This window comes from Bradyrhizobium sp. USDA 3240 (genome assembly GCF_054063295.1).
On the sequence record NZ_JBSSGD010000002.1, the window covers coordinates 4037924 to 4054545 of the forward strand.

Genomic DNA, 16622 nt, shown 5'->3' on the forward strand with positions numbered 1-16622 from the left:
TTACTCCGCGGCGCCCGCCGTCTCCGGCACCTTGGCGCCGGCGCCGTACTTCTGATCGATATAGTCGATCACCAGCGCTTTGAAGTCGGCGGCGATGCCCGGACCGCGCAGGGTGCGGAACTTCTTGCCGTCGACGAAGACAGGCGCGGCCGGCGCTTCGCCGGTGCCGGGCAGCGAGATGCCGATATTGGCGTGCTTGGATTCGCCGGGGCCGTTCACGATGCAGCCCATGACAGCGACGTTGAGCTCTTCGACGCCCGGATATTTGGTCTTCCAGGCCGGCATCTCGTCGCGGATGAAATCCTGGATCGAGCGCGCCAGCTCCTGGAACGTGGTCGAGGTGGTGCGGCCGCAACCGGGGCAGGCCGCAACCAGCGGCACGAAGGTGCGGAAGCCCATGGTCTGCAGCAATTCCTGCGCGACCTGCACTTCCAGCGTGCGATCGCCGCCGGGCTCCGGCGTCAGCGAGATGCGGATGGTGTCGCCGATGCCCTGCTGCAAGAGAATGCCGAGCGCGGCCGAGGATGCGACGATGCCCTTCGAGCCCATGCCGGCCTCGGTGAGGCCGAGATGGATCGCATAGTCCGAGCGGCGCACGACTTCCTGATAGACCGCGATCAGGTCCTGCACGGCCGAGACCTTGGCCGACAGGATGATCTTGTTCTTGGGCATGCCGAGCTCTTGGGCGCGAGCCGCCGACAGCAATGCCGACTGCACCATCGCCTCGCGGGTCACCGCGCGGGCGTCGCGCGGATTGGCCGATGCCGTGTTCTCGTCCATCAGCTTGGTGAGCAGCTCCTGGTCGAGCGAGCCCCAATTGGCGCCGATGCGCACCGGCTTGCCGTTCTTGTTCGCGATCTCGATGATGTCGGCGAACTGGGTGTCGCGCTTGTTCTTGAAGCCGACATTGCCGGGATTGATACGGTACTTGTCGAGCGCCTCAGCGCAGGCCGGATACTCGGCGAGCAGCTTGTGGCCGATATAGTGGAAGTCGCCGATCAAGGGCGTGGTGATGCCGCGCTTGCGCAGGCCGTCGCGGATGTGCGGCACGGCGGCAGCGGCTTCCTCGCGGTCGACGGTGATGCGCACCATCTCGGAGCCGGCGCGGGACAGCGCGGCGACCTGGGCGATGGTGCCGTCGATATCGGCGGTGTCGGTGTTGGTCATCGACTGCACGACGATCGGCGCACCGCCGCCGACGGCAACGTTGCCGACCATGACCTGCGTGGTGTGGTGCCGCGGCGCGGGACCGGCGACGTCGTCTTGCGGCAAAATCTCGGGCTTGTTCATGGCGTCTCGAATATCAGGTTTTGGTGACATTCACCAAGGGGGCGATGGGCCTCGCGCAAGACGGGCCAAACGGTGATGTTTCGGAGTGAATTCAACAGCTTATGACGCCGATTGAGGCCAAAGGCAAGCCATGCAGCGGCGTCCTGCATGGACAGCTATATTGGGCCGAATTGGGGTGAATCAAAGGGCAAAGTGACAGCTTTTCATGTGATCCGGAGCATCTTAGCATCCCGTTAAACACACACCGGGAGGCGCGACATGGCCGGCCATAGCGAGCTGATCACCACGGCGGAACTCGCCGACATCCTGACCCGGCCCGAGTTGCGCCTGTTCGACTGCACGACCTATCTGGAGCCGGCCCCGGCCGGCAGCAACATCCCCTATGTTGTCGTCTCGGGCCGCCAGACGTTCGAGGCCGGTCACATCCCGGGCGCGAATTTCCTCGATTTGCAGGCCGAATTCTCCGACCCCCGCACCGAGCTGCGCTTCATGATGCCGCCGACGGCCCAGCTCGAGGCCGCGTTCGGCCGCCACGGCATCTCGGCCAATAGTCGCGTGGTGCTCTATTCGATCGGCACTGCGATGTGGGCGACGCGGTTCTGGTGGATGCTGCGTTCGCTCGGCTTCGACGGCGCCGCGGTGCTCGACGGCGGCATCGACAAATGGACCGCCGAGGGACGCGACATCGAGACCGGGCTTGCCGGCGGCTATCCGCAAGCCACGTTCTCGGCGCGGCCGAAGGACGGCCTATTCGTCGACAAGCGTGACGTGCTCGCCGCAACCACCGAGCGCGACACCGTGATCGTCAATGCGCTCGGCCCGCAATTCTACAGGGGGTTAGAGCCGAGCCGTTACGGCCGGCCCGGCCGCATCCCCGGCAGCGTCAGCGTGCCGGCGGCAACCCTGATCGATCCGAAGGTCAAGACATTCGTGCCGCTCGAAGAGGCCGAAGCAACCTTCGCCGCGCAAGGCATCAGCAGGGACAAGCGCGTCGTCGCCTATTGCGGCGGCGGCATCTCCGCGACCATCGACCTGTTCCAGCTGCATCGGCTCGGTTACGACAATCTCACGCTCTATGACGGCTCGATGGGCGAATGGGCAAAGGATGAGTCGCTGCCGATCGAGGTGGGGTAGTCGGAAGCGCATAGCCCTCCCTCACGTCGTCCCGGCGAAGGCCGGGACCCATAGCCCCAGGATTGGGTTGGTGAGAAAAGCTGTGGCCCCGGCGTCGCGCAACAATCACCTACGGTGGTTATGGGTCCCGGCCAGCGCCGGGACGACACCGAATTTATTGCGCCACCCGTGAGTCAGACATCCGCATTCCCGCCACATGAATTGTCCGGGTCTTTAGACGATCAAGCCGGCTTCTTGACGATCTCAAAGCCTCGGGCCGCCAATTCCTTCAAGATGCTCTTTGCCAAATGCGAGCACTCATCCGGCTTGATCCAGCACGCACTGCGCCAGTCCGGATCATCCTCTTTGGAGTATGCGGTGAACGCGGACCGGATTCCGGCTTCAATTGCATCGGTGGCATCGATTGGCATCAGCGTGCCTCCACGGCATCCCCTCGCATGGGAGGGTTCACGGAATGTGGGCAGCAGTGTTGACGTAGATCAATAGGGGAGCAAGGGGCCACTCCTTGCGCCGGCCGACACGGACGATGTGTATCGCGTTGCAGCGCTGTCACGCCGGAACGTTCGGATCCGGTGTCACCTTCGGGTCGGGCTTGTTGACGAGATAAAGCCCGGCAATCACCAATAGCGCAGCGACACCGAACACCGCCGTCAGCGTGTCGTGCATGACGAAATAGGCCGCGACCACGCCGAACAGCGGCGTGACGAAAGTGAAGGCCGACAGCTTGCTCGCCGAATAGGTCTTCACCATCGCAAACCAGATGACAAAGGTGCAGCCCACCACCCAGACCGCCTGATAGGCGAGCAGCGAGATCGACAGCGCGCTCGGTACGTGCTCGATACGCTCGCCGGCGATCCAGGCTGCCAACCCGAGAATCGGAATCGAGATCGCGACCTGGTAGCCGAGCGCCTTTTCCGGCGCGGCCTTGCGCAGCTGCGTGCCCTTGGCGACCAGCGTGGTCGCGGCCCACAGCGCGCCGCCGCCGACCACCATGAGATCGCCGAGCAGCACCTTGGCATCGACATTCGGCTGCGGCACGCCGATCGCGAGCGCGACGCCGGCAAAGCTCAGCGCCAGCCCGCTCCACTGCACGGTCGAGAGACGCTCGCCGAGAAACTGGTGCGAGCCGAGCGCAACGAAGAACGGCGCGGTGTAGAGGAACACCGAGGCGCGCGACGCCGAGGTGAAGGTCAGCCCGGTGAAGATCAGCACGAACTCGCAGCCGAACATCAGCCCGGCGATCACGCCCGGCAGCAGCGTGCCGTCGCGCTCGAAGAATTTGACGCCGCGCAGCCGACCGACGATCAGCATAACGGGCAGCGCGCCTGAGGAGCGGATCAGCGCCTGCAGCATCGGCGGCACGTCGGGCAGCGCGAGCTTGACCGCGAGCTGGTTGAAGCCCCAGCTCACGCACAGCATCAGCATCAATGCGATGGCGCCGGGCGGCAGCCCGTGGCCGACGCTGACGGGCCTCGTGACGTGGGCTGTGATCGCTTGGGTCGACATGTTTCCTCGCGGGCCGGCCTATCGGCCTGTTGTTGTTAGTCTTCGCGTGTCGCTTGGATCGTCATTGCGAGCGGAGCGAGGCAATCCATCTCGCCACTTGCCGAGGCATGGATTGCTTCGTCGCTTCGCTCCTCGCAATGACGGAGAAGGGTCTCGGACGAGAACGATCATTTCTGGCAATGCGCGCAGGTGCCGGCGATCTCGACCACGGACAGCTTCGGGATGAAGCCCGAGGCCCGCGCCGCGGCGGTCAGGCTTTGCGCGACGGGGGCGGCGGGAATTTCGCCGACCGAGCCGCAATGGTCGCAGATCAGGAACGCCACCATCGAGGTCTCGTCATGATCGTGCGCGCAGGCGAGGAAGGCGTTGCGGCTCTCGATGCGATGAACGAGGCCGTTCTCCATCAGGAAGTCGAGCGCGCGATACACGGTAATCGGTGCCGGGCGCGGCATCGTCTTGGCCAGTTCGTCGATCACCTCATAGGCGCCGAGCGGTCGATGGCTCGACAGCAGCGCCTGCAGCACCTGACGCCGGATCGGGGTGAATTTCTGGCCGCGGCGCGCGCACACCTGTTCGGCATGCGCCATCGCGTCCGCGGCGCAACGGCCGTGATCGTGGTCGGGGGCAGGAAATGTCGGCTTGGCCAGGCTCATTGCCCCGATATGTAGCATTTCTGCGCCGGTTCCCATAGCCCGGCCCAACCTCAAGACCGCCGCCCAATACCCGAAGCGCATCCCTCGTTGCCCTGCAGCCATGTGCGCGATGCGGGGCAGCCTCCCGTTAACCCGGCATGCAGAATTCATAAGCAAGCTTATTATATCCCAAGCTTATGGAGATGGGTCTATGCGCGGTTCCGTGGATACGGACTTCTTGTTTACGCTTGGCGAGTTGTTCCGGCTGATCCGCGTCTACGCCGACAAGGAGGCCGCGCGCTACGGCATCACCCGCGCGCAATGGGCCGTGCTGTCCAAGGTGGAACGCCAGGAAGGCATGAAGCAGACCGAGCTCGCCGAGCTGCTCGAGATGCAGCCGATCACGCTGACGCGGCTGATCGACAAGCTCTGCGACAATGGCTGGATCGAGCGCCGCAGCGACGACAACGACCGCCGCGTCAACCGCCTCTATCTCAAGAAGGCCGCGCGCCCGCTGCTCGGGAAGCTTGCCGGCCTGCGTTCCGAACTCACCGCGACCGCGCTCGAGGGCATCAGCCCCACTGATGCGCATCGCCTGCTCACCCAATTGGAATCGATCAAGGAAAACGTTCGCAATGCCATCCAAAGCCCAGCCGGCGAGCCCTCCCGAAAGGAACAACGCTATGGCTGAACCCGTTCTCAAGCTGGCCCCTGAGCAGAAGAGCAATCCCGGAGAGCCCACGCCGGCAGGCAAGGCCAGCCGCGCGCCGCGCCGCCGCCTGATGGCGGCCCTGCGGCGCTATCGCCGGGTGCTGCTGCTCGTCGTGCTGCCGATCGTGGCTGTCATCGGCGGCGGCGTGTTCTATCTCAATGGCGGCCGCTATGTCGGCACCGACGATGCCTATGTCGGCGCGCAGAAGGTGCTGATCACGCCGGAAATCTCCGGCAAGATCGACAAGATCGTCGTCAAGGAAGGCCAGCACGTCAGGAAGGGCGACGAGCTGTTCGAGATCGACCCGGTGCCGTTCCGCCTCGCGGTCGACCAGGCCAAGGCGGCGCTCGACCAGACCAGGACCAGCTATGACAATCTGGTCGACAACATCAAGATCAACACCAGGATGCTGGAATTCGCCCAGCAGAGCATTGAACTGAAGAAAAAGGACGTCGATCGCAAATCGACGCTCGCCAAGCAGAATTTCGGCTCGCAGCTCGACCTCGACAACGCGGCAAATGCGCAAGTGACCGCCGAGAGCCTCGCGCAATACATTAGGCAGCAGATCTCCAACGCCAAGACGCAGCTGCTCGGCGATGTCGATTTGCCGATCGAGCGCTTCCCGCCCTACGCGCAGGCCAAGGCCAAGCTCGACGACGCCCAGCGCAATCTCGATCACACCGTGCTGCGCGCGCCGATGGACGGCGTGGCGACCCAGGTCGACCAGATCCAGCTCGGCCGCTTCGTCGCGGCGGGCGCGCCGGTGTTCTCGGTGATCGATGTCGACCATCCCTGGGTCGATGCCAATCCGAAGGAAAGCGACTTCACCTATGTCGCGGTCGGCCAGCCCGTCACGCTCGACGTCGACGCGTTCCCGAACCATGAGTTCAAAGGCAAGATCGGCTCGCTGTCGCCGGGCACCGGCGCGCAGTTCGCGATCCTGCCGCCGCAGAACGCCACCGGCAATTTCGTCAAGGTGGTGCAGCGGGTGCCGGTGCGGATCTACTTCGACGAGAACGATCCGTTCGTGAAGAAGCTGAAGGCCGGCATGAGCGTCTACGCGACGATCGACACCAACCACCGCCGCACGCTGGCCGGCCTGCTCGGGCTGGGCTCAGCCTCCGCGCACCCGGACCACCAGGACTAAGACGCGATGAATGCACCGTCACCATCCGCCGTGCCCGGCATGCGCCGGAACATGGTGACGATCTGCGCGATGACCGCGACGATCATGCAGGCGCTCGACACCACGATCGCCAACGTCGCGCTGCCCTATATGCAGGGCTCGCTGTCGGCCTCGCAGGACCAGATCAACTGGGTGCTGACCTCCTACATCGTCGCGGCCGCGATCATGACCGCGCCGGTGGGCTGGATCGCCAACCGCTTCGGCCTCAAGCGCATCTTCATCATCTGCTCGGCCGGCTTCACCGTCGCCTCGGTGTTTTGCGGCCTGGCGCAGGACATCAACCAGATGGTGCTGTTCCGCCTGTTGCAGGGCGTGTTCGGCGCGGCGCTGGTGCCGCTGTCGCAGGCAGTGATGCTCGATTCCTACGCGCTGCATGAGCGCGCGAAGGCGATGTCGATCTGGGGCATGGGCGTGATGATGGGTCCGATCATGGGACCCTCGCTCGGTGCCTGGCTGACCGAGACCTATTCCTGGCACTGGGTGTTCTTCGTCAACCTGCCGTTCGGCTTGTTCACGGTGCTCGGCCTCATCATCTTCATGGACGAGACCAGAAAGGACCACGCGCTGCGCTTCGACTGGTTCGGCTTCGGCGCGCTTGCGGTCGCGATCGGCGCGCTGCAGCTCGGGCTCGACCGCGGCGAGCAGCTCGGCTGGCTGGAATCCAACGAGATCATGATCGAATTCATCGTGGCGGCGGTCGGCGCCTACTTCTTCTTCACCCATTCGCTGACCACCGACAAGCCGTTCATCCAGTTCGCGATCTTCAAGGACCGCAATTTCCTCGGCGGTGTCGTGTTCATGACGGTGATGGGCCTCGTGCTGTATTCGACCATGGCGCTGTCCTCGCCCTATCTGCAGAACGTGGTCGGCTATCCGATCATCACCGCCGGCCTGTTGCTGGCGACCCGCGGCGCCGGCACCTTCGTCGCGATGATGCTGGTCGGCCGCCTGATGCGCTATATCGAGGCGCGCACGCTGATTGTCTCCGGCCTGGCACTGACCGCGGCGTCGTTGTTCCAGATGACCGGCTGGACCGACATGACCCAGGCAAGAGAGATCATCATCGTCAGCGTGATCCAGGGTTTCGGCTTCGGCCTCGTGTTCGTGCCGCTGTCGACGGTGGCGTTCCTGACGCTGCCGAACCAGCTGCGCATCGACGGCACCTCGATGCTGACGCTGTTCCGCAACGTCGCGAGCTCGGTCGGCATCTCGATCGTGATCGCGCAGCTCACCGAGGGCGGGCGGCGGATCTACGCCAAACTGTCCGAACAGATCAATCCGTTCAACCACGCGCTGCAGATGCCCGACGTCGCGGGCATGATCAACCTCAACACCGATGCCGGCCGCGCGATGGCCGACAGGATGGTGGCGGCGCAGTCGCAGATCATCGCGTTCTCGCACGACTATCAGCTGGTGATGCTGTTCATCCTGGTCTCGATCCCGCTCGCGCTGATGATCGGCTCGACCAAGGCCACACTGCGCGCGCAGTCGGCGCCGTCGGATCATGCCGCGGTGATGGAGTAGGTTTCTCCTCGTCATTCCGGGGCTCGCGAAGCGAGAGCCCGGAATCCATCGGGCCGCGGACGCTGCGGATCAATGGATTCCGGGCTCGTGCTTCGCACGCCCCGGAATGACGGGGTGAGAGACGTCGACGCCCCCTCCGAAAGCGCAACATGCCGCAGCCGCAATCGCGTTGACTTTCCGGGGCCTCCTCCCAATACTTCGCAAAAAGCAAATGCCCGTCGCAAATGACGGCTTCAGGGGAGGACGCGATGCCGACTTCACGCAGGACGCTGCTGAAGACTTCAGCGGCTGCCGCCGCTGCTTTCAGCTTCGATTGGACACGCGCGCAGGCGCAGGCCGAAACGGTCCGGATCGGCGTGATCTACGACCTGACCGGCCCATTTGCCGCCGGCGGCTCGGTCGCCTCCTCGATCGGCACGCAGATCGCGATCGATCTCGTCAATGAGAAGGGCGGCATTGGCGGCAAGTACAAGATCGCGCCGGTCAACGTCGATTCCCAAAGCAAGCCCGATGTCGCGATCAACGAGGCCAATCGGCTGATCGACCAGGAGAAGGTCGACATCCTCAACGGCGTGTTCGCAAGCTCGCACGCGGTGCCGCTCGCCGCCAAGGTCGAGCAGCAGAAGCGGATCCTCTGGATCACGACTGCGGTCTCGACCGCCGTATTCAAGGACAAGAACCTGCAATACGTGTTCCGCGCCCAGATCCATTCCGACCAGTACGGCCAGGCTTTCGGCGGCTTCCTCGGCGAGCACGCCAAGGCGAGGCTCGGCATGGAGCCAAAGGACGTCAAGGTCGCGCTGATCCATGAGGACGGTCCCTATGGCGTCGGCGTTGCCGCCGCCGACGAAATGTTCGCGAAGGAAGCCGGGCTGCAGGTCGTGCTCAAGGAAGGCTATTCGGCCTCCGCGCCCGATCTCTCGGTGCTGGTGACCAAATTGAAGCGCGCCAAGGCCGACATCATCTCACATGCCGGCTACAACCCCGACATTACGCTGTTCCTGCGCCAGGCGCGCGAGAGCGGGCTGAAGTTCAAGATGCTGTTCGGCGCCGGCGCCGGCTACAGCCAGCTCGACAAGCTGCGCACGACGTTCGGCGCCGACATCGACAATTTCTGCAACATCGACCCCGTCCCCGCACAGCTGCTCGATCCGGCCAAGCTGGCGCCGGGGGTCGGCGATCTCACCAAAGTGATGGTGGCGCGCTATCGCGAAAAGACCAGCGCCACCGAAGTGCCGCCGCACTGCTCGATGGGCTTCAACCAGACCTGGGTCCTGCTCAACAATGTGCTGCCGGTCGCCAAGGAGAAATACGGCGGCTTCGATCCCGAGGCGATCCGCAAGGCGGCGCTCGATGTCGACATCCCGCCGGGCGGCACCATCCAGGGCTATGGCGTGAAATTCTATCCACCGGGCACGCCGATGTCCGGCCAGAACGAGCGCTCGACGCCGGTCGTGATGCAGAACGCCGGCGAGCGCATCACCGTGGTGTGGCCGACGAATATTCGCACCCAGGACCCGGTGTTTCCGCTGCCCAAGGGATCGGTGTACGGGGCGTAGGGTTCGCGCGTTTGTTGCGGCTCGCTGGAAAGCTATCCCCGTCATCCTGAGGAGCCAGCACTTGCGGCGTCTCGAAGGATCGACGGCCACCGGCCGGGCCGTGCATCCTTCGAGACGCGCTACGCGCTCCTCAGGATGACGGGTCTGGCGTGAGTATACGCGGGTAATCTCGTTGTTCCCGCCACCCTACAACACCACCCGCCGCCCCTCGTCCGCCGCCCAATAGCCGGCGTAGTTCACCTTCGTGGTCTCATACGCCAGTGCGAGGTCGGCGAGTGGCTGCCGGCCGGTCACCACGCATTCCATAAAATCCTGGATCTCCTGCAGGTAGCCGCGGGTCCATTCCTCTTCGAGGCAGACATACTGCCAGCCGGTTTTGCGATCGACCTTCTCGGTGATGTAGACGGAGGCAAGCCTCTCATCTGAGGTCTGGTAGCTAACAAGGTGCGTGTTCGGCGTGATGTTGGCGAACAGCGAGCCGCCCGAGGTGTAGGTCTCGATCAGGTTGCGCACGCCGCCCATGATCATGTCGCCGGAAAACACCGTCGCCTTGGTGCCGTCGGAGAAAGTCGCGGTCAGCGTACCCCAATCCTCGACATCGACCGGATTGGCCTTGATGTAGGCGCGTTCCTCGGGCTTGAGCGAAGCCGTGACATTTCCGACATCGCAAGTGACGCTCGCGACATTGATGGTCTCGCCGCGCGCTTTCGCCTCGACCTGCTTGAGATAGAGCACGGCCGACAGCGGATGGCACCCCATCCGGATCAGCGAGCCGCCGCCGGTCATCGCCCATTCCGCGGCGTGCGCGGCATGCGAGCCGGAATGGCTCTCCTCGCCCTTCATGAACAGGATCTTGTCGCGCGTGGCGCGGATGATCTCCGCGGTCTTGGTCACCGCGGGCGCGTAGATCCAGTCCTCGGCATACATGAACAGTTTTCCGCTGCGCTCGATTGCGGCGCGGGTCTGCTCCATCTCCTCCATCACCCGCTGGTACATCTGCGCCTTCGGGACATGCTTGCCGATCGGCGCCTTGTCGCCCTCGCGGCCGAAATAGCCGCTGAACGGCTTCTCGCAGATCACGTGCTTGCCGGCCTGCATCGCCTCCACAATCATCGCGGCGTGCAGGTTGGGCGGCGTGCAGATATCGATGACGTCGAGCTCACGGTCGGCGACCAGCTCGGCAAAGCTGCGACAGGCGTTCGGGATTCCGTGCTTGCGCGCGAACTCGACCACGTGATCGCCGCGCGCTGCGACCGCCCTCACCTCGACATCGACGCCATAGACACGTCGATAGGCAACCATATGCAGCTCCGACACGAAGCCGCAGCCGGCCAGACCAATCCTGATTTTTTTCATTCAATGCTCCCGCCGTTCAGGCGGGCGCAGAGTAGCGCGCAGCCATCACGGCGTCGAACGCATTTGCCATCGCGGCACGCGACGGGGTTAATCCCGTGAACAGCTTGAATGCATCGGCCGAGGCGTTGATCGCCAGATCACGGCCGGTCAGGACGCTTGCGCCTTTGGCTTTTGCTGCGGTCAGCAGCGGTGTCCAGAGCGGCGTGTAGACGGCGTCGGCGACCCACATCGACGGATGCAGCAGTGCATCCGGCACCGGCGTGTCACGGCTCGGCAGCATGCCGACCGGCGTTGCATTGACGAGACCGGCGGCCCCTTCCACCGCGGTCGCGACGCTGCCGGCGTGGACCGCACCGCGATCGCGCAACTGGGCCGCAAGCTGCGCGGCCTTGGCGACATCGGCATCGAAGATCCTGATCCCGGCGACACCGAGGCCGGCGAGCGCAAACGCAATCGCCTTGCCGACACCGCCGGCACCGATCAGCGCGATCGGGCCGCGCGGCGCTGACGCAAGCAGCGGTGCGATCGCACGCGCAAAGCCCGTCGCATCGGTGTTGTGCCCGACCAGACGCGCGCCACTGGCGACGATGGTGTTGACCGCGCCGATCGCGCGCGCATCCGGCGTGAGGTCATCGATGAGATCGACGACCGCCTCCTTGTAGGGAAAGGTGACGTTGACGCCGGCGAAGCCGAGCCGCCTGACGCCCTCTAACATGACCCGCAGATCGTCGCGCCCAGCGCCCGTCACCTCGATGAGCTGGTAGTGACAGTGAACGCCGAGCGCGGCTGCGGCCTGCTCATGCATCGCGGGCGCCGCCGAATGCGCGATCGGATACCCGATCAGACCGGTCAGGAAGCGATCGCGCATTGTCCCTCACGTCAGTGTGCTCAGCTCATGCGGTCGAGCCGAGCATAGCTGTCTTCCATGCCGTGCTCCATGCCGGTCGCAAGCATCGCCGCGCGCGTCTCGGCATCCGGCAGCGTCATCCGCATCGTCATCACGGTGCCGCTGCCGTCGGGCGCAAACCGCGTCTCGACACGATTGTCGGGCGTCGGATCCGGCAGATGCATGCGCTCGACATGCACGATGCGGCTGAACGGTTCGAGCTCGACATATTCGCCGGTCAGATGAAAGCCGCCGCCCTTGCCGTCGGTCCATTCGTAGCGGATCTTGCCGCCGGGCCTGAGCTCGCTGACGCAGACCGGCATGGTCCAGCCTTCCGGACCGAGCAGCCACTTCTGCAACAGCTCCGGCTCGGTATGCGCGCGATACACCGCCTCGGGCGGCGCGACGAAGCGCCTGGTGACAATGATATAGCGGTCGCCTTCGGTCTTCAGCGTCAACTTGCTCATGGGATACCCTTCATTTCTCAGGCTTCATGGCGGCCAGCACTCCGTCCAGCCGGTCGTAATTGGCTTCCAGCGCGCGCCGCAGCGTACCGAGCCATTGATCGATCTCGGCGACCGCCGTCGGCGCCAGCCGGCACGGCCGCTTGGTGCCTTCAACGCGCCGCATGATCAGGCCGGCGCCCTCGAGCACCTTGAGATGGCGGGAGATCGCGGGCTGGGTCATCTCGAACGGCTCGACCAGCTCCATCACCGTCGCCTCGCCCAAAGCGAGACGCGCCAGGATCGCCCGGCGGGTCGGGTCGGCGAGTGCGGAAAAGGCGGCGTCGAGGTTGGGCATGCTTAATCTCGCATCTGTTATATAACTAACTTGCTATATAACTGATCGCGCATAGTCAAGCAAAATCCGCTGCGACGAGGGCGCGCAGCGGATTTGGGTCGTCCCTTCAATGCTGGATTTGCGTGCCACCAGGCCCGGTCGGTCAGCGGCTAGACGTCGAAGAACACGGTCTCATTGTCGCCCTGCAGATGGACGTCGAACGTGTAGGTGTTGCCGGAGCCCGCCTTGCGCCTGGCGATCAAGGTGGCGCGGCGATCGGCCGGCACCAGCGCGAGCACGGCATCGCCGGCGTTGCCGGCTTCGTCGTCGAAATAGATCCGGGTGTAGAGATGCAGCAGCATGCCGCGCGCGAACACCGCGAGCACGATGTGCGGCGCCTGCGGCTTGCCATCGGCGTCAGGCACCACGCCGGGCTTGATGGTGTCGAAGGCGTAAGCGCCGCTCCTGTCGGTGCCGCAGCGGCCGAAGCCCTTGAACGAGGAATTCGGCAGCGCGCGCGCATCCTGCGGATCGGAGAAACGGCCCTGGCTGTCAGCCTGCCAGATCTCCAGCATGCAGTCCGGGATCACGGCGCCGTCGCCGTCATAGACGATGCCCTCGACGCGGATGCGTTCCCCCGAGACGTCAGGTGTGAGCAGATTGTTGGTGAAGGCGTCGTTCCATTCATACTCGCCGTTCGGCGTCAGGCCGTACTTGAAGTAGGGGCCGACGGTCTGCGAGGGCGTGATTCCATCAGGACGTGACACGTTACTTGGTCTCCATCGGCGTGGCATTGCGGCCGCGCAGCACGATATCGAAGCGGTAGCACAGCGCCCATTCCGGCTGGGTGTTGTCGAGATCAAACGAGGAGATCATCCGCGCCCGTGCCTTCTCGTCGGTCACCGAATTGAAGATCGGGTCGAACGGAAACAGCGGATCGCCGGGGAAGTACATCTGCGTGACCAGACGCGAGACGAAGGAATGGCCGAACACCGAGAAGTGGATATGCGCGGGCCGCCAGGCGTTGTGGTGATTGCCCCACGGATAGGCGCCCGGCTTGATGGTGATGAACTTGTAGTAGCCGCTCGCATCGGATTGCGTGCGGCCGGCGCCGGTGAAGTTGGGATCGAGCGGCGCCGGATGCTGGTCAACGACGTGGATGTAGCGGCCGCAGGCATTGGCCTGCCACAGCTCGACCAGCGTGTTGGGCACGCCGCGGCCGTCCTCGTCGCGCACGTGTCCATGCACGATGATGCGCTCGCCGAGCGGCTCACCCTTGGCCTGGATGGTGAGATCATTGTCGTGCGCGCGCACCGTCTCGTGACCATAGACCGGCCCGGTCAGCTCGGAGAGCGTGTGCCGCATCGGGATCAGCGGCTTCTGCGGCGAGCGCTTGAGCGCGCTCCGGTAGGCCGGAGACAGCCGCGCGGGATGAACGCTGTTCGAAGTGACCGGATAGATCAACGTCATGTGTCTTCTCCAGACGGGTTCGCCGCCAGCCACCAGCCCGACGTCAGGCCGGCGCCTTGAAGTCATACGAGATGCGTCCGGCCGGCAAATAAAACAGCGCGATGACAGCGCCGCCCCTCACTTCCGGATAGTGCCGGCTGCCGGGATCCGGCGCGGTCCAGCCCGGCCCTTGCCAGCCCTGCAACCCCTTCAACTCGGCGCCCTTGTCGAGGGGAACGACGAGGTTGAGTTCGCCATAGGGATGGCCGTGATATTGCCCGCGCAGCACGTCGTGATCGTCCTCGTCCTTGAAGCGACGCGGATCGGTGCTGTTCATGTAGACGGCGGTGATGCTGAACTGGAAGGTTTCCGGGACCGGCTCGAGGATGCGGCTGCGCCGATAGTTCGGGCCTTCGACTTCCTGGTTCGCCGCCCAGCCCTCCTCGACTCCCATTTTGATGAGGCGCGCGAGATCCTGGTAGAGCGCGCTGTCCTCTCCATAGGTCTCGTTGAGCCATCGCTCCATCGCCGCGCTCGGCGTCATGTCCTTGACTTCGCGCAGAAACGGAATGCTGCGTTCGATAAGCTGCTCACGGCTTCCCATGGCTGTCTCCTGTTCTAGTTCTCGAAACCCTTGAAGGAGGCGAACGCCTCCAGATCTGCACGCGGCATCAGCCGCGCTCTCGCCTGATGCTTGGGATGTCCCATCGAGATCCCGCAGGCCACCATCTGCTCCGCAGGGATCGACAGGGCCGGGCGCAATATCCGGTGGTACTTGGCGAAGGTTTCCTGCGGACAGGATTGCAGCCCGCGGCCGACCGCCGCCAGCATCACGTTCTGGATGAACATGCCGAGATCGAGCCAGCTGCCCATCGCGAGGCGACGGTCGATGGTGACGATCAATCCGACCGGCGCACCGAAGAACGCAAAGTTCTTCGCGGTCTGCCTGCTCCGCGCCGCCATGTCGCTCTGTGCGATCCCGAGCGAGTCATAGAACAATCGCCCGAACTCCTGGCGGCGACCAAGATACGGCTCCGGAAACGCGCTGGCGTAGTATTGATATTCGGAGACGTGCTCGTTCGGCTCGGTCTCATACGCGTGCAGAAGCGCAGCCGACACTTCGGCCTTCGCTGCGCCCGCCAGCACGTAGACATGCCAGGGCTGGATGTTGGCGCCGCTCGGCGCAAAGCGCGCTACACGCAGGATCTGCTCGATGGTCGATCGCGAGACGGGACTGCCGGAGAACTCACGGCACGACAGACGTCCGGCGATCACCTCGTCGATCGGATTGCGCGCAAGCTCGCACGCTGCGTCCTGCTCGATCACGATTTCTTCAGAAGCGGACATCCGCCGTCCTCCATCGGTCTGAAGGCCTCTTCCCCCGGGATCGTGGCCAGCAGCTGGTAGTAGTCGAACTGGTATTTCGACTGCTCCGGCGACTTGACGCGGAACAGATACATGTCGCGGACCAGCCGGCCGTCCTGCCGGATCTTGCCGTTGCGGGTGATGAAATCGTTGACGGGCAGCTCGCGCATCTTGGCTGCAACGGTCGGTCCATCGAGCGTGCCGGCGGCCTCGACCGCCTTGAGGTAGTGCATGACTGCGCCATAGGTGCCGGCATGGATCATCGACGGCACCTTCTTCGTCTTCTCGATGAAACGCTTCGACCAGGCCCGCGTCTCGTCGTTGAGATCCCAGTAGAAGGCCGAGCTGAGCATCAGGCCTTGCGCGCTCGAGAGCCCGAGACTGTGAATGTCGTTGATGAAGACGAGCAGGCCGACGAGCTTTTGCTCGCGCGTCACGCCGAACTCCCCCGCCTGCTTCACGGCGTTGACGAAGTCGCCGCCGGCGTCGGCGAGCGCGATCACGTCCGCCTTGGAGGCCTGCGCCTGCAACAGGAAGGAGGAGAAGTCGGGCGTATTGATCGGATGCTTGACGGCGCCGACCACCTTGCCGCCGGTCGCATCGATCACCTTGCGGCTGTCGGCCTCGAGCTGCACGCCGAGCGAATAGTCGGCCGAGACGAAGAACCAGGATTTGGCGCCGAGCCGCGAAATCGCTTTTGTCGTGCCCTGCGACAGCGCGTAGGTGTCGTAGGTCCAGTGGATGCCGGTCGGCGAGCACTCGTCGCCGGTCAGGCGGGAGGTGGCGGCGCCGGTGGCAAGAAACAGCTTCTTCTTGTCGCGGGTGATGCCCTGCACGGCCAGCGCCACCGCGGAATTCGGCACGTCGAGGATCGCCTCGACATTCTCGTTCTCCAGCCATCGGCGGGTGATCGCAGCACCGATATCCGCCTTGTTCTGGTGATCTCCTGCGACGATCTCGATCGGGCGACCGAGAACCTTGCCCTTGAAGTCGTCCACCGCCATCTGCGCCGCGACGACCGAGCCCTGACCGCCATTGTCGGCGTAGAGCGACGACATGTCGGTCAGCACGCCGAGTCTCACCGGCCCGTTCTGCGCCATCGCCGGCGCTGCGAGCATCATGAGCGCCAGCGCCAACCCGAGCGACTTGCACGCGCCACCATGGTCCGATTGCACTGAGGCATTCATCTGTTGCTTCCTCCCAACCCGGCGCCGGCAATCTTGGCCAGAACGCTGGATTGCGG

General features: G+C 64.4%; 18 protein-coding genes. 5 read left to right on the forward strand and 13 right to left on the reverse strand.

Translation table 11 applies throughout. The features are described 5' to 3' along the window. Positions 1-1290 carry a flavodoxin-dependent (E)-4-hydroxy-3-methylbut-2-enyl-diphosphate synthase gene (ispG, locus tag ACVIGA_RS19780; RefSeq protein ID WP_456667652.1) on the reverse strand — a complete coding sequence of 430 codons (1290 nt, stop codon included), beginning with the start codon at positions 1288-1290 and terminating at the stop codon, positions 1-3. A 258-nt stretch (positions 1291-1548) separates the two neighbouring features. Here ispG and ACVIGA_RS19785 point away from each other — a divergent pair, with 258 nt between their 5' ends. Further along, positions 1549-2424: a sulfurtransferase gene (locus ACVIGA_RS19785; RefSeq protein WP_456667653.1), complete on the forward strand. Its 876-nt coding sequence runs from the start codon at positions 1549-1551 to the stop codon at positions 2422-2424. A 221-nt stretch (positions 2425-2645) separates the two neighbouring features. Here the strand turns inward: ACVIGA_RS19785 and ACVIGA_RS19790 are convergent, their stop codons facing one another. The 3 genes from ACVIGA_RS19790 to ACVIGA_RS19800 form a co-directional block, all read right to left on the reverse strand. Next, positions 2646-2834 (reverse strand): hypothetical protein, encoded by a 189-nt coding sequence (locus tag ACVIGA_RS19790; RefSeq protein WP_194457301.1) that lies wholly within the window; start codon positions 2832-2834, stop codon positions 2646-2648. Positions 2835-2973: 139 nt separating this feature from the next. Next, on the reverse strand, positions 2974-3849 hold the full coding sequence (locus ACVIGA_RS19795; RefSeq protein WP_456670845.1) for a DMT family transporter: 876 nt from the start codon (positions 3847-3849) through the stop codon (positions 2974-2976). Positions 3850-4097: 248 nt separating this feature from the next. Continuing rightward, a complete protein-coding gene (locus ACVIGA_RS19800; RefSeq protein WP_028338147.1) occupies positions 4098-4583 on the reverse strand; it encodes a Fur family transcriptional regulator in 486 nt (161 codons plus the stop codon). A gap of 190 nt (positions 4584-4773) precedes the next feature. Between ACVIGA_RS19800 and ACVIGA_RS19805 the strand changes: the two genes are divergently transcribed. From ACVIGA_RS19805 to ACVIGA_RS19820, 4 genes are all read left to right on the forward strand, one after another. Beyond that, entirely contained in the window at positions 4774-5253 is a 480-nt protein-coding gene (locus ACVIGA_RS19805; protein ID WP_223971983.1) for a MarR family winged helix-turn-helix transcriptional regulator, read from the forward strand. Continuing rightward, positions 5246-6421: an HlyD family secretion protein gene (locus ACVIGA_RS19810; RefSeq protein WP_456667654.1), complete on the forward strand. Its 1176-nt coding sequence runs from the start codon at positions 5246-5248 to the stop codon at positions 6419-6421. Before ACVIGA_RS19805 ends, ACVIGA_RS19810 begins: the two co-directional genes overlap by 8 nt. A gap of 6 nt (positions 6422-6427) precedes the next feature. Further along, complete coding sequence (locus tag ACVIGA_RS19815) at positions 6428-7984, forward strand: DHA2 family efflux MFS transporter permease subunit (protein WP_456667655.1); 1557 nt, start codon at positions 6428-6430, stop codon at positions 7982-7984. 248 nt (positions 7985-8232) lie between these two features. Continuing rightward, on the forward strand, positions 8233-9543 hold the full coding sequence (locus ACVIGA_RS19820; RefSeq protein ID WP_420968109.1) for an ABC transporter substrate-binding protein: 1311 nt from the start codon (positions 8233-8235) through the stop codon (positions 9541-9543). A 186-nt stretch (positions 9544-9729) separates the two neighbouring features. Here ACVIGA_RS19820 and ACVIGA_RS19825 read toward each other — a convergent pair whose 3' ends face one another. The 9 genes from ACVIGA_RS19825 to ACVIGA_RS19865 all read right to left on the reverse strand — a co-directional run bounded on the left by ACVIGA_RS19825 (position 9730) and on the right by ACVIGA_RS19865 (position 16566). Continuing rightward, positions 9730-10899: a Gfo/Idh/MocA family protein gene (locus ACVIGA_RS19825; protein WP_456667656.1), complete on the reverse strand. Its 1170-nt coding sequence runs from the start codon at positions 10897-10899 to the stop codon at positions 9730-9732. Positions 10900-10915: 16 nt separating this feature from the next. Then, the gene (locus ACVIGA_RS19830; RefSeq protein ID WP_456667657.1) at positions 10916-11767 is read right to left on the reverse strand and encodes a shikimate dehydrogenase; all 852 of its coding nucleotides are present in this window, start codon (positions 11765-11767) and stop codon (positions 10916-10918) included. Between the two features lie 20 nt (positions 11768-11787). Continuing rightward, a complete protein-coding gene (locus tag ACVIGA_RS19835) occupies positions 11788-12252 on the reverse strand; it encodes an SRPBCC domain-containing protein (RefSeq protein ID WP_456667658.1) in 465 nt (154 codons plus the stop codon). A 10-nt stretch (positions 12253-12262) separates the two neighbouring features. After that, positions 12263-12586: an ArsR/SmtB family transcription factor gene (locus tag ACVIGA_RS19840; RefSeq protein WP_456667659.1), complete on the reverse strand. Its 324-nt coding sequence runs from the start codon at positions 12584-12586 to the stop codon at positions 12263-12265. A 149-nt stretch (positions 12587-12735) separates the two neighbouring features. After that, positions 12736-13332 (reverse strand): protocatechuate 3,4-dioxygenase subunit alpha, encoded by a 597-nt coding sequence (pcaG, locus tag ACVIGA_RS19845; RefSeq protein ID WP_456667660.1) that lies wholly within the window; start codon positions 13330-13332, stop codon positions 12736-12738. Position 13333: 1 nt separating this feature from the next. After that, a complete protein-coding gene (gene pcaH, locus ACVIGA_RS19850) occupies positions 13334-14035 on the reverse strand; it encodes a protocatechuate 3,4-dioxygenase subunit beta (protein ID WP_456667661.1) in 702 nt (233 codons plus the stop codon). Between the two features lie 43 nt (positions 14036-14078). Further along, entirely contained in the window at positions 14079-14618 is a 540-nt protein-coding gene (locus ACVIGA_RS19855) for a 4-hydroxylaminobenzoate lyase (RefSeq protein WP_456667662.1), read from the reverse strand. A gap of 14 nt (positions 14619-14632) precedes the next feature. Beyond that, positions 14633-15361 (reverse strand): nitroreductase, encoded by a 729-nt coding sequence (locus ACVIGA_RS19860; RefSeq protein WP_456667663.1) that lies wholly within the window; start codon positions 15359-15361, stop codon positions 14633-14635. Next, positions 15337-16566 (reverse strand): ABC transporter substrate-binding protein, encoded by a 1230-nt coding sequence (locus tag ACVIGA_RS19865; RefSeq protein ID WP_456667664.1) that lies wholly within the window; start codon positions 16564-16566, stop codon positions 15337-15339. Before ACVIGA_RS19865 ends, ACVIGA_RS19860 begins: the two co-directional genes overlap by 25 nt. Between the last annotated feature and the right edge of the window lie 56 nt (positions 16567-16622).

Coding starts and splice junctions, on each gene's coding strand:
- ispG (WP_456667652.1), bottom strand. CDS start 1,290: ATGAACAAGCCCGAGATTTTGCCGCAAGACGACGTCGCCGGTCCCGCG.
- ACVIGA_RS19785 (WP_456667653.1), top strand. CDS start 1,549: ATGGCCGGCCATAGCGAGCTGATCACCACGGCGGAACTCGCCGACATC.
- ACVIGA_RS19790 (WP_194457301.1), bottom strand. CDS start 2,834: ATGCCAATCGATGCCACCGATGCAATTGAAGCCGGAATCCGGTCCGCG.
- ACVIGA_RS19795 (WP_456670845.1), bottom strand. CDS start 3,849: ATGCTGATGCTGTGCGTGAGCTGGGGCTTCAACCAGCTCGCGGTCAAG.
- ACVIGA_RS19800 (WP_028338147.1), bottom strand. CDS start 4,583: ATGAGCCTGGCCAAGCCGACATTTCCTGCCCCCGACCACGATCACGGC.
- ACVIGA_RS19805 (WP_223971983.1), top strand. CDS start 4,774: ATGCGCGGTTCCGTGGATACGGACTTCTTGTTTACGCTTGGCGAGTTG.
- ACVIGA_RS19810 (WP_456667654.1), top strand. CDS start 5,246: ATGGCTGAACCCGTTCTCAAGCTGGCCCCTGAGCAGAAGAGCAATCCC.
- ACVIGA_RS19815 (WP_456667655.1), top strand. CDS start 6,428: ATGAATGCACCGTCACCATCCGCCGTGCCCGGCATGCGCCGGAACATG.
- ACVIGA_RS19820 (WP_420968109.1), top strand. CDS start 8,233: ATGCCGACTTCACGCAGGACGCTGCTGAAGACTTCAGCGGCTGCCGCC.
- ACVIGA_RS19825 (WP_456667656.1), bottom strand. CDS start 10,899: ATGAAAAAAATCAGGATTGGTCTGGCCGGCTGCGGCTTCGTGTCGGAG.
- ACVIGA_RS19830 (WP_456667657.1), bottom strand. CDS start 11,767: ATGCGCGATCGCTTCCTGACCGGTCTGATCGGGTATCCGATCGCGCAT.
- ACVIGA_RS19835 (WP_456667658.1), bottom strand. CDS start 12,252: ATGAGCAAGTTGACGCTGAAGACCGAAGGCGACCGCTATATCATTGTC.
- ACVIGA_RS19840 (WP_456667659.1), bottom strand. CDS start 12,586: ATGCCCAACCTCGACGCCGCCTTTTCCGCACTCGCCGACCCGACCCGC.
- pcaH (WP_456667661.1), bottom strand. CDS start 14,035: ATGACGTTGATCTATCCGGTCACTTCGAACAGCGTTCATCCCGCGCGG.
- ACVIGA_RS19855 (WP_456667662.1), bottom strand. CDS start 14,618: ATGGGAAGCCGTGAGCAGCTTATCGAACGCAGCATTCCGTTTCTGCGC.
- ACVIGA_RS19860 (WP_456667663.1), bottom strand. CDS start 15,361: ATGTCCGCTTCTGAAGAAATCGTGATCGAGCAGGACGCAGCGTGCGAG.
- ACVIGA_RS19865 (WP_456667664.1), bottom strand. CDS start 16,566: ATGAATGCCTCAGTGCAATCGGACCATGGTGGCGCGTGCAAGTCGCTC.